This is a genomic window from Chryseobacterium taeanense (genome assembly GCF_900099685.1).
GTDB classification, from domain to species: Bacteria; Bacteroidota; Bacteroidia; order Flavobacteriales; family Weeksellaceae; genus Chryseobacterium; species Chryseobacterium taeanense.
In genome coordinates this window covers 58345-74046 of record NZ_FNDW01000002.1, presented here as the reverse complement: position 1 = coordinate 74046, position 15702 = coordinate 58345, and the positions used below count along the sequence as shown (strand labels likewise).

16 protein-coding genes are annotated in these 15702 nt (G+C 35.9%); 10 read left to right on the top strand and 6 right to left on the bottom strand.

Annotated features, from left to right (window positions below):
- The first annotated feature begins 128 nt into the window (after nt 1-128).
- The 4 genes from BLR30_RS03485 (at nt 129) to BLR30_RS03470 (ending at nt 6665) form a co-directional block, all read left to right on the top strand.
- Complete coding sequence (locus BLR30_RS03485) at nt 129-2705, top strand: phosphatidylglycerol lysyltransferase domain-containing protein (protein WP_089854831.1); 2577 nt, start codon at nt 129-131, stop codon at nt 2703-2705.
- Nucleotides 2702-3382 carry an AcvB/VirJ family lysyl-phosphatidylglycerol hydrolase gene (locus BLR30_RS03480; RefSeq protein WP_089854827.1) on the top strand — a complete coding sequence of 227 codons (681 nt, stop codon included), beginning with the start codon at nt 2702-2704 and terminating at the stop codon, nt 3380-3382. The genes BLR30_RS03485 and BLR30_RS03480 overlap by 4 nt, the downstream gene beginning before the upstream one ends.
- A gap of 143 nt (nt 3383-3525) precedes the next feature.
- Nucleotides 3526-5856, top strand: coding sequence for a TonB-dependent receptor (locus tag BLR30_RS03475; RefSeq protein WP_089854824.1), 2331 nt, complete (start codon nt 3526-3528; stop codon nt 5854-5856).
- A gap of 2 nt (nt 5857-5858) precedes the next feature.
- On the top strand, nt 5859-6665 hold the full coding sequence (locus tag BLR30_RS03470) for a DUF4249 domain-containing protein (RefSeq protein WP_089854821.1): 807 nt from the start codon (nt 5859-5861) through the stop codon (nt 6663-6665).
- Between the two features lie 76 nt (nt 6666-6741).
- Here BLR30_RS03470 and BLR30_RS03465 read toward each other — a convergent pair whose 3' ends face one another.
- Nucleotides 6742-7149 carry a DUF6876 family protein gene (locus BLR30_RS03465; protein WP_089854818.1) on the bottom strand — a complete coding sequence of 136 codons (408 nt, stop codon included), beginning with the start codon at nt 7147-7149 and terminating at the stop codon, nt 6742-6744.
- 1 nt (nt 7150) lies between these two features.
- Nucleotides 7151-7579, bottom strand: coding sequence for a DUF6876 family protein (locus BLR30_RS03460; protein ID WP_089854815.1), 429 nt, complete (start codon nt 7577-7579; stop codon nt 7151-7153).
- 73 nt (nt 7580-7652) lie between these two features.
- Between BLR30_RS03460 and BLR30_RS03455 the strand changes: the two genes are divergently transcribed.
- Nucleotides 7653-8120, top strand: a complete 468-nt coding sequence (locus tag BLR30_RS03455) for a hypothetical protein (protein ID WP_089854812.1) — start codon at nt 7653-7655, stop codon at nt 8118-8120.
- Nucleotide 8121: 1 nt separating this feature from the next.
- On the opposite strand, the gene BLR30_RS03450 is transcribed toward BLR30_RS03455, so the two are convergent.
- The 3 genes from BLR30_RS03450 to BLR30_RS03440 are packed head-to-tail and all read right to left on the bottom strand — an operon-like array spanning nt 8122 to nt 9158.
- A complete protein-coding gene (locus BLR30_RS03450; protein WP_089854809.1) occupies nt 8122-8379 on the bottom strand; it encodes a hypothetical protein in 258 nt (85 codons plus the stop codon).
- Nucleotides 8366-8893 (bottom strand): hypothetical protein, encoded by a 528-nt coding sequence (locus BLR30_RS03445; RefSeq protein WP_139164579.1) that lies wholly within the window; start codon nt 8891-8893, stop codon nt 8366-8368. Before BLR30_RS03445 ends, BLR30_RS03450 begins: the two co-directional genes overlap by 14 nt.
- Nucleotides 8838-9158: a hypothetical protein gene (locus BLR30_RS03440; RefSeq protein WP_089854804.1), complete on the bottom strand. Its 321-nt coding sequence runs from the start codon at nt 9156-9158 to the stop codon at nt 8838-8840. The genes BLR30_RS03445 and BLR30_RS03440 overlap by 56 nt, the downstream gene beginning before the upstream one ends.
- Nucleotides 9159-9829: 671 nt before the next feature.
- Here BLR30_RS03440 and BLR30_RS03435 point away from each other — a divergent pair.
- From BLR30_RS03435 to BLR30_RS03415, 5 genes are all read left to right on the top strand, one after another.
- Nucleotides 9830-10741, top strand: a complete 912-nt coding sequence (locus BLR30_RS03435; RefSeq protein ID WP_089854801.1) for a universal stress protein — start codon at nt 9830-9832, stop codon at nt 10739-10741.
- 11 nt (nt 10742-10752) lie between these two features.
- Entirely contained in the window at nt 10753-11199 is a 447-nt protein-coding gene (locus BLR30_RS03430) for a GNAT family N-acetyltransferase (RefSeq protein WP_089854799.1), read from the top strand.
- Nucleotide 11200: 1 nt separating this feature from the next.
- Nucleotides 11201-12313 (top strand): alanine racemase, encoded by a 1113-nt coding sequence (locus BLR30_RS03425; RefSeq protein ID WP_089854796.1) that lies wholly within the window; start codon nt 11201-11203, stop codon nt 12311-12313.
- Nucleotides 12314-12394: 81 nt separating this feature from the next.
- The gene (locus tag BLR30_RS03420) at nt 12395-13273 is read left to right on the top strand and encodes a helix-turn-helix domain-containing protein (RefSeq protein ID WP_089854793.1); all 879 of its coding nucleotides are present in this window, start codon (nt 12395-12397) and stop codon (nt 13271-13273) included.
- 261 nt (nt 13274-13534) lie between these two features.
- Complete coding sequence (locus BLR30_RS03415; protein ID WP_089854789.1) at nt 13535-13816, top strand: hypothetical protein; 282 nt, start codon at nt 13535-13537, stop codon at nt 13814-13816.
- A gap of 96 nt (nt 13817-13912) precedes the next feature.
- Here the strand turns inward: BLR30_RS03415 and BLR30_RS03410 are convergent, their stop codons facing one another.
- The gene (locus BLR30_RS03410) at nt 13913-15694 is read right to left on the bottom strand and encodes an alkaline phosphatase (RefSeq protein ID WP_228400694.1); all 1782 of its coding nucleotides are present in this window, start codon (nt 15692-15694) and stop codon (nt 13913-13915) included.
- Between the last annotated feature and the right edge of the window lie 8 nt (nt 15695-15702).

The window sequence follows — 15702 nt, the reverse complement described above, 5'->3', positions numbered from 1 at the left end:
ACAATTAATTACATTTAACAAATTTATCTTAAAATACATGTAAGATATTTTCAAAAATACTTTTCATAAAGAAATTAATCCAAATCTTTTAATTATTTTTATACCAACACTGCAATAAATTAAAGTCTATGAAATCTCTCCATATATCAGGAATCATGAAACAAATTCGCTGGAAAGAGATTGTGGCCGTCGTCATTCTGCTTCTGGCTTTTGTTTTTTTCAGAAGTGAAAGGCACGAACTGGCATCTATCGGTCCTCAATTAAGTAGTTCTGATCCGGTATGGATATCTACAGGTGTTTTTTTATCCCTTGTTTATATTTTTCTTCAGGCTTTCATGTATGTAACCAGCTTCAAAAGTACAGGGCTTACTATCAGTATTTCTGATGCTGTTGGTTTATTTCTTAAACGTAATTTTTTAAGTGTTTTCCTTCCTGCCGGCGGCGTAAGTTCATTGGCTTACCTTCCCAGAAACATAAGAATATTGGGATATAAATCTTCAAAGATTCATCAGGCAAGTGCTATCTATGGTTTTGTAGGACTTCTTACCGTACTTATTGTCGGGGTTCCTCTTCTTGTTTATGCGGCTTATATCAATAAAAATCTCGGGAGCAGCTGGGGCGCAATTCTGATATTATGTCTTTTACTTTTAATACTATATGGCATTTTCATATCATTTAGAAAAAGAAACGGGCTTTATCGTTTTTTAGCAAGAAAATTTCCTAAAATAATAAGTTCTTCTGAAGAGATTTTCAGCAGTGAGATCGATAAGAAATATTTCTGGTACACTGTTGCTGTATCTGTTATTATAGAGTTTTGCGGGGTTTTTCATTTACTGATCGCAATGTATGCCTTCGGGGTTCGGGATTCTTTTTCTGCTGCTGCCATTTCCTACGTTATTTCCGTTTTACTGATGATCGTATCCCCTTTCCTGAGAGGACTGGGAGCTGTCGAATTTTCACTGACGTACATTCTTTCCAATTTCGGATATCAGCATGCTGAAGGTTTGGGAATTACTCTTCTTTATCGTTTTTTTGAATTCTGGCTTCCGCTTATTTTAGGAATCGGGGCTTTTCTCTGGAGCGGCAGAAAGCTATTTGCCAGATTATTGCCCATGATTATGATCTTTTTATTGGGAATCATCAATATTCTTTCAGTTATCACACCCGCACTTACAGACCGGCTCAGGCTTGTAAAAAATTACCTGTCGTTAGACTTCATTCATCTTTCAAAAATGCTTACTCTTATTGCGGGGGTTCTTTTGCTTGTGACTTCCGCAAACTTGTTTAAAGGAACCAAACGAGCATGGTATTTTGCAGTGGCACTTGCCATAACTTCTGTAATATTCAATGTTACAAAAGCATTGGATTATGAAGAGGCCTTGTTTGCGCTGTTTACTCTTGGACTGCTGTTTTACAGCCGTAAAGAATATCATTTCAGCAGCAGCAATATTTCCCTTCAACGCGGATTTGGTTGGTTTATAGGTATTTTTACCACAATCTTTGTATTTAATTATCTTGCATTTTATTTCATCAGCAAATCTCATTTCGGAATAGATTTCACCAAGCAACAGGCACTTTACTACACTTTACATACTTTTCTCTTATTTAAAGATTCGGGATTAGTACCCCATACAGGCTTTGCGAAAGACTTTCAAAAGCTTAATTATATTCTCGGTGCGCTTTCCTGGCTGGTTCTTATTTTTTCATTCTATAAAACAAATGCATACAAAAAGCATAACAATGACCAAAATCACAGCGATGCAGAACATCTTGTTGAGGAATATGGTATCTCATCTTTGGATTATTTTAAACTAACTTCTGAAAAACAGTTGTTTTTTACTGAAAACAGAGAAGGTTTTTTGTCCTACAGAACAGCCAACGGATTTGCTGTAGTTCTGGAAGATCCTGTTTGTTCGGAACGTAATAAAACCGGTTTTATTCATGAATTTGAAACACACTGTAGAAATCACAGTCTTAAAACAGTTTATTATCGCGTAGGAGAAAGCAGTCTCATTTATTTTGATTCTTTCCGGAAGCAAAAATTATTTATCGGGCAGGATGCAATTCTTGATGCTGAAAAATTTAGTCTGACAGGAAAGGAAAGAAAATCGCTGAGAAACGGGATTAATACACTTCAGAAATCAGGATATTCTGCAGAAATAAAATACGCGCCACAAAATGAGGAAATATTAAACCAGATTGAACGGGTCTCGACAGAATGGCTAAAAGAATTCGACAGGAAAGAAATTGTTTTTGCAGAGGGTATGTTCGACCGGGAAGTTTTAAGAAATCAAGATCTGATAACCGTTTCCGACGCAGAAGGAAACTGTGTTGCCTTTCTTAATATTATTCCTCACTGTGCCCCGGATGAATGCAGCTACGATATGATAAGGAAAACAGAAAACTCTCCGAATGGCAGCACAGATGCACTGATTGTAAAGCTTATAGAATATTCAAAGAATAAAAATCTGAAATTCATCAATATGGGAATGACACCTATGGCAGGCTTGACAGAACCCAGCAATACTGCGGAAGAAGTTTTAAAATTTGCTTACCAAAGAGTAGGAAGTTTTAAGCATTATCAGACTTTAAGAAATTTCAAGGAAAAGTACGCAGACCTTTGGGAAAATAAATATCTCGTTTATGATAATGATCTGGATTTACTTCAAATGCCTTCCGTTTTAAATAAAATAATGAAGCCATGAAAAAAATTTTCAATCTGATTATATCCTTTTCGGTCAGTCTGATAATGATCGGCTGTAATTCTGAAAGTGATTTTAAAATAACACAATGGAACTCTCATTCCGATAAACCGATTATCTTTTATATCAGCGGGGATGCCGGCTTTAATACTTTCTCAAAGACTCTCGGCGAAAATCTTCATACATTCGGCTACGATGTATTTGCTTTGAATACAAAAAACTATTTCTGGAATAAGAAAACGCCTCAGAAAACCTCTTCCGATATAGAGCATTATATCAATAAACAACTTAAGGGCAGGAATAATCAGCACGTTATCCTTCTCGGATTTTCTTTCGGTGCCGATGTTACTCCTTTTGTTTACAATCGTTTTACGGATGATTTAAAAAATAAAGTTCAAAAAGTTTTCATCATCGGGCCATCTAAAAGTAATGATTTTAAAATTCATCTTGAAGAGTATTTTGGCCAGGATATCAAGGGAAGCCTTGAAGTGATTCCGGAAATTAACCGAATGAATGATGTCCCGGTAATGGTTGTACTCAGTGATTTTGAGTTTGCTCATTTTCCTTATCAGAAAATTATCCTGAAAAATAATTACCAAATGAAACACATCGCCGGCGATCATCATTACGGTGGGAATACGAAAATGCTGGCAGATTTTATAAACAGGAATATAAATTAGTCATCAGATCCGCTGGAATTGAGCTATTATTAACAGAAAAAAATTATTTCCAAGCAATTAATCATTTGTAATCTATATTTATAAAGCGTATTTTGGTGCCGGATTAATCTTTTTCAAAAAACTATAATAATCAATTCGACCATATGCAGATATTATCTTTGAAAACAGCCACTTCAGCAGCAGCAATTTGTTTCAGTATGGTTGCTTTCGCACAACAGAAATATTCGGTAAGCGGCTCGGTGAAAGATATAAAAAACGGTGAATTAGTGATCGGTGTTACCGTAAAAGTAGCGGAAGATCCGTCAATTTCTGTTGTTTCTAACGATTACGGCTTCTACTCACTGTCTCTTCCAAAAGGCAATTATCATGTAATCATATCAAATGCAGGCTTTAAAAACTTTAAGCAGATGGTTGTAGTTGAGGACGACGTAAAACTGGATCTCCAGCTAAGCCCGGAGGAGGAAAGAACAGCAAAAATTGATGAAGTGGTGATTTCGGGTGTAAAAAAGGACAAAAACCTGACCTCTGCCCAAATGGGTACAGAAACATTAAGCATAAAAAATATCGAAAAACTGCCGGTTCTTTTTGGTGAAAAAGATATTATGAAAACCATTCAGCTTTTACCCGGAATCAAAAGTAATGGTGAAGGCAGCAGCGGCTTCAGCGTGCGGGGCGGGGCAACAGATCAGAATCTTATTTTACTTGATGAAGCAGCGGTTTACAATGCGTCTCATTTACTTGGTTTTTTCAGCACTTTTAACAGTGATGCACTGAAAGACGCCAGCATCATTAAAGGAAACAGTCCGTCTCAATATGGAGGCCGACTGTCTTCTGTACTGGATGTTAAAATGAAAGACGGAAACAATAAAGATTATAATGTAAATGGTGGAATCGGACTTATTAGTAGCAGATTGAGTGTAGAAGGACCCATTCAAAAAGAAAAATCTTCGTTTATCGTATCAGGAAGAAGAACTTATGCTGATGTTTTTTTAAAAGGCACGGATGATTTTAAAGACAGTAAACTGTATTTTTATGATTTAAATTTAAAAGCCAATTATCAGATCAATGAGAACAACAGGCTTTACTTATCCGGATATTTTGGTAGAGATGTCCTGGGATTAGGTGATACCTTTTCAACGGATTGGGGAAATACCACAGCAACTCTTCGATGGAACAGCATCATCAGCAGCAAGCTGTTTTCCAATACCTCTTTTATCTATAGTAATTACAACTATAATGTAAGTTTAAGCAGTAACAATAATACTTTTGGGTTGTCTTCCAAGATTGAAGACTGGAATCTCAAGCAGGATTTTACCTGGTTTGCAGGGAATAAACATTCCGTAAAGTTTGGTCTTCAGTCAATTTATCATACAATTACCCCTAGCAGCGCTTCCGGAACGAGTGTGAGCAGCTTTCCAAGAAATCCAAGATATTCGTGGGAAAATGCGTTCTACATCAACGACGATTATAAGATGACAGAAAATCTTACGGTAAATTATGGTGTGAGACTTTCAATGTTCAGCGTTTTAGGAGGCGATACTTTTAACACATATGAAAATGGAATTATTACGGATTCTGAATATATTGAAAAAGGGAAATTCGGAAAAACATACGTAAATCTTGAACCCAGAATCACTGCAAATTACCGCCTTAACGAAGTCAGCAGCATTAAAGGAGGGTATTCCCGAAATACACAGAATCTTCATTTGCTGAGCAACAGCGGAAGCGGAAATCCTACAGACCAATGGATAGGAAGCAGCTTTATGGTGAAGCCTGAGATTGCAGACCAGATAAGTGCAGGCTACAGCAGGAATTTCAGCAATAATAATTATGAGCTGAATGCAGAGGTTTATTATAAATTCATGCAACATCAGATTGATTATAAAAATGGTGCACAGATTACTTTTGATACTGCTGCCGATGTTGAAAGCGAACTTCTTTTTGGTAAAGGAAGAGCGTACGGACTTGAAATTATCGCCAAAAAGAAAAGCGGAAAACTTACAGGCTGGATTTCTTATACTTTATCTAAAACGGAAAGGAAAATCGACGGCATCAACAATAATAAATGGTATAATGCCCGAATGGATAAGACACATGATCTTTCTATCGTGGCAACGTATCAGCTTAATCCGAAATGGTCTTTTTCCGGGTTGTTTCTTTATAGCACCGGTAATGCTGTTACTTTTCCTACAGGAAAATATGAACTTAACGGACAAACTGTTTTTCAATACAGCAGCAGGAATGCTGACAGAATGCCGGCTTATCACAGAATGGATCTTAATGCTACTTATGAACCGGTGAATAATAAAAGGTTTAAAGGCTCATGGTCATTTGGAGTTTATAATATATACGGCCGTGAAAATGCTTATACCATAACCTTTGAAGACAATCCTAATAAGCCCGGAACGACAAGAGCTATACAGACTTCTTTGTTTCGTTGGGTTCCTAATATCACTTATAATTTTAAATTTTAATCATGAAAAATATATTTCTCATTATATTATCATTCATCACATTACATTCCTGTAAAAAAGAAATTGACCTGGATATTGAGGATGAAAGCGGACAAATCGTGATTGAAGCCAATATTACCGATCAGTCAGAACCATATTTTGTTAGGATTACAAAATCTGTTGCGTTCACATCAACCAATCAGTATCCTGCAGTAGAAAATGCTCAGGTTGTCATTAGTGACGATCTGGGACATACCGAAACTCTTCAGTACATTGGAAATGGAAATTACCGTGCATCTACATTTACTGGTGAACCGGGAAGAACCTACACCCTCAGAATAAATGCGGAGGGAAAAGAATATCTCGCTAAAAGTACAATGCCTCAACCTGTTGATTTTAATGATCTCCAACAGGACTCTTTTTCCGTAGGAGGAGAAACAACTTATACCCTTTTACCTGTTTTTGTTGATCCGCCAGCTTTGGGAAACCGCTACCTTTTTAGTTTTACAGTCAATAATAATCCAAAAAAGTTTTTTTCAGAATTTTCTGATAATGTTAATAATGGGCTGCCTAATCAGAGACCCCTTCTATTACCAAACGATGACACTGACCCGGATGATATAAAAGTTGTCGCCGGAGATACCATCAATGTAGAAATGCAATGTATAGATGAGAGTGTCTACACTTTCTATTCTGCGCTTCTTGAGATTTCAGATACAGGCGCTGGTGGTGGCATTACACCGGCAAACCCACCAAGCAATATCAGCAATGGTGCACTGGGATATTTTTCTGCTCATACGGTAAGAAAAATGTCGGCCGTTATTCAGTAATCGGTACAATCATTTTTATCCACCATCTGTTGTTTTATATCAATATATGAAACCGATATAGGTATTGATGAAAGATTTATGAATATATATTCGATTCGATCGGAAGGCATATCAAATTTTTCTTCACCAACAGATAGAGATCATCGAAATAAAAACGAAGAGAAATATCCTGTACTTCTGAAAGAATTTCTCCGTTTTCGTTGGTGCAGTACAGTGCAAAATTTTCTCCTTCAATTCTCTTAAGATGCCAGTTCTGCACTTCAGTGTTCAGTCTAGATTGTTCCTGAACAATAAGCTCTAATAACCAATCGCAGTCTTCACCATTAGTCAGATCAAAAACTCCTTGAGAAATATGGTAACCTGCTTTGAAGTCATACACATCTTCTACTGATTTATACATATCATATAATGTATTGGCAGAATTTCTTTTCTTTGCACGTTTAATTCTCATGAAATTAGTTTTTTTAATAAGTGTTTTTTCCATTTTAATTATTTTTTATATTATCGTTATTTAAGCAATAAGACCTATCTGTTTTATCACTTATCATTTTTACAAATTCATCATATTCGCTTGGCAGCAGTAGATAATTGCCCACTTTCCAGATAATAATTTCACTAAAGAAAAAATCCGGTGACGGGAAAGATTCTTCAAAAATGATATTGCTGTCATAATCTTTAGCCTGAAGAATATATTCTAAACCTTCTGCCCTTTTGAAAATCCAGGATTCAAAAAAATGATCTCCAGACATTTTCGGCTGAAAACAAATAATCTGTATTAGCCAGAAACATTGCTCTTCTTCTGCGATTCTGCAAATACCTTCCGAAAGTAAATACCCTGATGCAAACTCAACAAAATCTTTAGGCTGCACAAAATGACTATAATAGTCATTGGCAGATTGAATATAATTTTTCATTTATGTTATTATTCTATAATTTTGTTTTATCTTTGACAAATATAGACTAAATTCCGACTAATAAAAAATAATTATGGACAAAATTCAGACCACAAAAGAAAGAATTTTAATTTTCCTGGAAAAAAACAATATTAAAAAGGAATCTTTTTACAGAGAAACAGGTATCGCAGCGTCCAATTTCAAAGGTGTGGGTCTTAAAAGTGATTTGGGAGTAGATAAACTTGCAAAGATTCTGAAAGTATATCCTGATCTAAACGATAACCTGATGTGGCTGATTACAGGTGAAGGCGAATTGGAAAACAATATGGTAGTACAAAAGGAAAAAGACCACCAGTCTGGTGATCTTTATAATAGTGATATTAATGATAAAATTGGTGATCTGCTTGCAAATCTTTTTGCCCAGTATAATACTCAGGACAAAAGTTTAATGTTTTTACAAAGCCAGATCAATAAAATTGAAAAGAAATACAGTAAAGCTATTTCAGAACAAAATAAAATCTTAAATGAAATACTTCTGGCAACAAAATTATCCGCCGAATAAATCAGTTCTTATTAACTATAATCTTCTCCGAACCGTACATAAAACTTTTTGTCGGCACAGACATGACTAAATAACCAAGCTCACTAGTAAAAACTTCCAGTTCCTCAAGGGTTTTAATAAAACCGTTGTTGATTTCTTTTTTTACTAAATTCATTTTTCTTATGTATTCCTCCTCAGATATTACTGTATTGTCGTAATCTTCCCACAATTTATCCGAGAGAGCAACAAGAATCTTTAATCTTTCTCTATGACTGCTCATGTTTTCCTACTCGTTTAAATAATATGGAAGAAAATCTCTCTAACGTGCTGTTGTTAAATTTATCCAGAAGATAAATCTTCCGGTAATAACTATCCAACATAAAAACCAAGACAATAATTACAATCAGCAGAGATACGATGGCCATATCTGCAATCGCCGAAATCTTATTCTCATTGAAAAAAACAAATTTCACATAAGTACTTAAGTGAAAATATCCTGATATTAAAGCTGCGTAAAATGTAAATCTGTTGGCTTTGAACAAACCGCCCAACGCCAGTAGTATCATACAAACCGGTATTGATAAAAAGTAAATTGCAGAATCAAGATCCAGCCTTCTTTCGCCGGCATTATTTTGCAGTTGCACATTTACATCAATAAAATATCCGACAATATTATTCAGAAATGGTAATATAGCCGCAATAACCACAAAAGCAGATGCTGATATCTCAATAATCAGCTTACTTAGGCCGATCCGGTTTTGTAGGGTCGATTGTCTCGCCTGTGTCTTCTGCAACCTGCTGCGTTGTGGTTCCGTCTGGGTTGACTGTTGGGATTCCTTGTTGTGTTGCATTAATAATTTCCTTGGTTTTCAGTGAATCATCTACTATTTTGTCTGTTTCTGTTTTAGCTGTCTCCTCCGTACTTTCTTTTGAATTTTTAGAAAAAACGGAAACTTTACTTTGCTCAGCGGGTGACGAGGGCAACTCATCATTTCTATCAGAACAAGCCGCTAAAAGTGATAATAGTAAGACTCCTGATAATAATAGTTTTATATTCATAATAAATAATTTTTAATATCTAAAGATAAGACATTTAACTTAAATTCAGAATAGTAAAAATATAAAAATTACTTCATTTCTCATACAAAATCACGGTAAAAAATTCTCAGTAGAGATCTTATATCACCGCGTATTGATATCAAAAGTACTAAAAATTTAAATACAAATGCAATAAGAAATAAAAATATACAGTGAAAATATTTACTATCAGATGATTACTCTAATTTTTAAAACTTGAATTGAATAAATAAAATATAATATTTAAATTAAAACAAAATACATAAACACTTAAAAATCAAAAATTTAAAAACAAGACACAAACCATAAATAAATTATTCATCAAATAATAACTCCATTTTTTTATGATTTAATAAAAAATCAAAAAAAATTTACTTCAGCTTTACTAAATAGAAATCGAACGAGAGAAAAAACAAAAAAATAAATTCTAAAATAATTTCATTATCATTAAAAACTTCAATCTAAAAATAACATTACTTTCTTTAATTTTTATTGAGACTATTGTGATTTTATTTCCCAAACATAAAATATTATGTTTTATTCTTAATAGCAGAATTCACCAATATAACAAGTAAAATATACCATAAACCCGATAATTTGTGACATGGTCTGAATATTGTTGTCTGTACCTTTGTACTCGCAATCACAATGATATGGAAAAACTTGCAAAAATTAAAACAATACTCGTCGCTATAGACTTTACTCAAAAAGCTGATAGTGCAACAATACTTGCCATACACATGGCAAGACGGCATCATGCACGTATTATCCTTTTCCATAACTTCACTAATTTTTTTATTATTGACAGAACAGGAAGACAGGTAGTAGGGGAAGAAACCGTAAGCAAACATTACAAAGAGGCAGAAAACAGCCTTGAAAGAATGAAACTTTCTCTTCAGGAATCCTATAGTGATGTTACTTTTCTGACTGCTATCGGAAATGATACTATAATCAACAGTATCAATAAAATTATTCAGTCAGAAGGCGTGGATATTGTCATTACAGGAACTTCCGGTAAACAGGGAATTCGGGAACTGATTTTGGGGTCTTCATCATATCAGATTCTTACCGGTACAAACTGCTCAGTTCTTTTGATGCCGGAAAATTCCCAACAATATACCTTTGAAAAAATTCTGGTTCCGGTACGGGTTCTTGAAAAGCTTAATGAAAAGCTGGCAATTTCTAAACTTATTGCCGAAAAGAACAAAGGATTCATAAGCCTATTGGGAGTTTCCGGAGACGAAAAAATCAACGAAATCAGAAAAGCTTTTATAAAAACAAGGGAGTCGCTTAAAGGTACCGACACAGAACACTATGCTTCTTTTGTCGTAAGCAATGATAAAGCCGTAGAAATTTCAAAGGCTTCAAAGGATGCTGAATTCGACCTTATTATACTGAATTATCAGGATGAGGAAAGCTGGAAGTCATTCTTTGCCGAGAATTTTTTCAAGCAAATTATTAATAATACCTCTGTCCCGTTACTATTCTTTAAAGATAGCGACCTTATTACAGAACCCAACAAAGAGCCATTGGGATATGATATTACCATGCCCTTTCCGGGTTAATAACAATTAAGATGATAACATTAAAAATATACAACTCAGAACATTCAACACAAACTATTGACATCACCCTGATTACAGGATTTCTTTTTAAGCATCTTGAACAATATGGGGATTCCGAGGAAGATATTGCCAAAGCCATAAGCTATGCATTGGGAGAAAACAATAAGCCCGGCGGCCTCATCGTTACCGCTGCAGACGAATCTACAGGAGAACTAAGAGGCGTATGTGTGGTTAATAAAACAGGTATGACGGGATACATTCCGGAAAACATTCTGGTTTATATTGCCACAGATAAAGCGGTAAGAGGACAAGGAATCGGAAAGAAAATATTACAAAAGGTGATCGAAAGCACAGACGGAGATATCGCACTCCACTGTGAAAACGAAAACCCCGCAAAACACCTTTATGAAAAAATGGGGTTCACAAGCAAATACATCGAAATGCGATTAAAAAAATAATATGTCTTACATTACATTAAATACACAAAAACTAGCTCAAAATTATAATCATTTAAATAACATTTTTGAAAAACACCAGATCGAATGGGCGGTGGTAGCAAAACTTCTCTGCGGAAACGAAACATTTCTGAAGAGCCTGCTTTCAGTTATTGACAAAGATGTCTGCGATTCGCGTCTCAGTAATCTGAAAAAGATTAAAGAGCTGTCGCCAGAAACCAAAACTGTTTACATTAAACCTCCGGCAAAACGTCTCGCCAAAAGCATTGTAAAATATGCTGATGTAAGTTTTAATTCCGAACTTGACACCATAAAAGCATTATCGGAAGAAGCATTCAGACAGCACAAAACCCACAGGATTGTCATTATGATCGAAATGGGCGAACTGCGCGAAGGCATCATGGCAGATTCTCTGCTTGAATTTTATGCAGAGGTGATAAAGCTTCCGAATATTGAAATTACCGGAATTGGAACCAACCTAAAATGCCTTAACGGGATTCTGCCCGACCGTGAAAAACTGACACAACTTGTAAGGTATCGAAGAATTGCCGAGCAGACTTTTAAGAAAAAAATTCCATACATCAGTGCGGGGTCATCCGTAACGATTCCTCTTCTTGACAGCGGAAATGTTCCCGAAGGAATCAATCATTTCCGGGTAGGAGAAACCTTGTTTTTCGGAACAGATGTTTTTAACGACACTTACCTTAAAGGGATGCACCGGGATGTTTTCAAACTGACTGCAGAAGTGATAGAAATCCACGAAAAGCCAATGATTCCTACCGGAAAAGTCGGCAAAAACCTCACAGGAGAAAGCCCGGAATATAATCAGGAAGACAGAGGCAAGACCTCAGTAAGAGCAATTGTGGATCTCGGCGTTCTTGATATTGATGTGAAACAGGTAACCCCACTTACTGAAGGAATCGAAGTATTGGGCGCAAGTTCCGACATGATGATCCTGAACATCACCGATGAAGAAAAAGACATCAAGGTAGGCGACGAGCTTGATTTCGGAGTAAGCTATCTTGCTGTTCTGCGTGCGATGAATTCAGATTACGTAGACAAAAAAGTAGTGAGCACAGAAAAACTGAAGAAAATATCCGAAAAAGCAACAGCATAATTTTGAATAAGATCTAATCTAAATACCGCACATATCTGCGGTATTTTTTTTATTTTTATAGACTACGGAAAAGTTTATATTTTGGAAAACAATATCAAGACGCTTCATCTTCATCATCTGGAAAAAGTACATCCGCTCAAAAATGAAATTCTCATTATGCCCATTGCAAAACTGCTTGAGAATCATCATATGCAGAAACCATTGAGAAATCGGTTTTATGCTGTTTTCCTTTTTAAAGATGCCGCAGGATCGGTGGTGATTGACGACCAAATGTATGATCTCAGAAAAGACCGTTTTTTCTTTTTAAACTACAATCAGGTCTACCAATTCAGTCCGTCATCCGGTCCTGAAGGATATGTAATCCTTTTTACAAAATCATTTTACAACTACGTCTATACAGGAAATAAGCTCATAAAAAGCGATACCGCTCTGACAGGTATGCGACAGAACATTGATGTAAAAACTTCCTCCAGAAATGAGTTTTGGCAAAACTTCGAGGCGATCAGAAAAGAATATCTCAAAAACACACTTTTTTCAAAAGAGATCATCTGTATGCAGCTTAAGATCTTCACATTACGATTTATAAGAGGAGCAAAAACAAGCAAAGCACAACGTCTACCCGCTGACCATAAGAAAGAAATAACAGAAAAGTTTTCAGAATTGGTAAATCTCCATTACAAACAATTTAAAACCACTGCTCCCTATGCCGAAATGTTGAATCTTAGTCCGAATTATTTAAATACATTAATAAAAGAACAATTGGCTTTAAGTGCGGGGCGATTTATAAAAAACCGAGTTATTCTGGAAGCTGAAAGGCTATTGCTGCACACTACCCTTTCCGTAACGGAAATATCCTACGAACTGGGATTCACAGACAATTCACATTTTGGGAAATACTTCAAATCGGTCAAAAAAACATCTCCCAATGCATATAGAAACAGAAAAGCATTAGAGGATTGATTATTAATTAAAAACGATATACTGAAGTTATGCACACTTTCGCACGATGTAAGCACACACTTACGGCTGAGGTAACCTTCCACTTACGAGCGATATACACATCCACTTACGGAAGGCACAGGCTGAAAATAATTTCCACAGAGGTTAAATAAGATTCTTTTAGAAAAGATAAACGTATTCTTACAAACATTTAACACATCAAAAAATACCACGTTTTTAAATTCTTGTACGAGGTTTTAATACATTCGTAAGAAAATTAAAGTGCCTTATACGATAAAAACGACTAAAAATGGTTTAATCTATATTAAATCCTCCGGCATCATCAGTATAAGAAAGCCAAACTCTATTGATAGGGCTAAAACTGAAGGACATCCACTCATCATCAATGCAGATCATATTTCTTTTCTGAGCTTTGATACGGAAAATAAAGTGACCTATTTTATGATGAACGGCTTTCAGATATCAGTGAAAATCCTTTTTGATGAAGCTGAAGAAGCGCTTCAGGCCGCAAAATCACACATTGAGAAAATCATCAAAGCATAAATCAAATACCTGAAATCTTATACTACTTTTAAACCAGAAAACCACAAAAAAACATCCGCACGGAAACGGATGTTTATCAAAAATATTAAATCGTTCTTATTTTATTTTTAAAGCCTTTAATATCTTATGGAAAATTTCATTATTCTCATAAACGCCCATAAAGCTTTCAGCTCCCGGTCCATAAGAAAATACGGGAATAAGCGTCGCCGAGTGATCCTCCGTTGTAAAATCACCTTCTACAGTACTTGAAGCCATATCTCCGTGAGGAATACTGAAGCCGCCCGTTTCGTGGTCAGCAGTAATAACAACCAAAGTCCCGGGATTACGATCAGCAAACTGTATGGCTTTCGTTATGGCTCTGTCAAAATCAATACCTTCTGTCACAATAGTTCCTACGTTATTGGCATGACCTCCACTGTCGATCTGCGCTCCTTCAATCATAATGAAAAAAGGCTTTTTCTTATTATTCAGGAACTCAAGCGCTCCTTCTACGGTTTCTGCCAAAATATTTCCACGGCCTTTTAACACCTGTGGCACGCCGTTGTCGGAAAGGTAAAAAGATAAACGATCTGCTTTACTTTCAGCAATATCCTTTGCATTTCCAGCCACTTTAAAATGATCTACACCCGAAATCTTTGATCTTCCTCCCCCGGCAAAAAAAGTAAGCTTAGACCTCGTAAGATCTTCAGCAATTTGCTTTTCCATGCCACGATCTTTCTGATGAGCATAAAATGCGGCAGGCGTTGCACCAGTAATTTCATCGGTGGTGATAACCCCTGTATTAAAACCTTTCCCGGAAAGAATTTCAGTCATATTCGGAATAGCTTTCCCTGAAGGATCTACACCGATAAAGCGATTTTTAGTTTTTTGCCCTGTCGCAAAAGCGCTTCCGCCCGCAGCAGAATCTGTCGTAAAATTATCCGCCGAAGTTGTTTTTATAAGTCCTATATTTTTAAGCTGAGTTAAAGTAAGCTGCCCTTTGTTGGCTAAAACAGAAGATGATATCTGCGAAAGGCCGTTTCCGTCACCAATAAGAAGAATCACGTTTTTCACAGGGATATTTTTATTCTCATACAAAAACTTCGGATGATAAACCTCGCTTACCAATGTGTTTTTAAAAGTTCTCTCATCCAGCTTTTTAAGATAATCTGCACATTCCTTAGGATGATCCGTATTAATATAATCAACTCCCGCATGAGCGAAGAACTCCCAGGATGATTTTCCGTCCGGAATTGCCCAGAATCTGAAAGGTTTTTGGAAGGCTTTCGCTTTTTTAATAACTTCTGTTATTTTAGGAAGATCATCAACCGTTGGTGCACCTTTCCCGTTCCATACGGAGTAATTTTTAAAATTCAGACTTACTAAACCTACCTTCTGCCATTGCTGTGGCGTAAGATTTTCCAGTGATTGGTAATCAAATTTTATAAAATCGGGATAAGCCGCAAACTTCTCTGGAGCCGGTTGATTTCCGGAAATGACAAAGCTGATATTTTTATGCCCGATGATTTCAGGATATTTTGAAATCTGAGAAACAACACTTTTTAAGGTAGATTCTCCTTCGGTCTTAAGATCGATCAAGAGCTGGATCGGCTGATCGGTAATAATCCCAAGTTGCAAAGCTTTATCTAAAGGTTTAAGATAAAGATTATCAAATGTTTTTTCTTTATTTATATCCTTTTGCTCATGAGAGACATACAGCTCATTATTTCTGAGAAAGACATCTGCTTCAATAGAAGTTGCTCCCGCTCCCAGTGCATACCAGAAAGGAACTTTCTGTTCATAATCATTATGCGAATGCGCAGTGTAATGTTGTGCAAGAGCCATACTTGCTACCGTTAGTGCTACCGTAAGGCTGATTTTTCTAAGACTTAAAAACATAATTATCT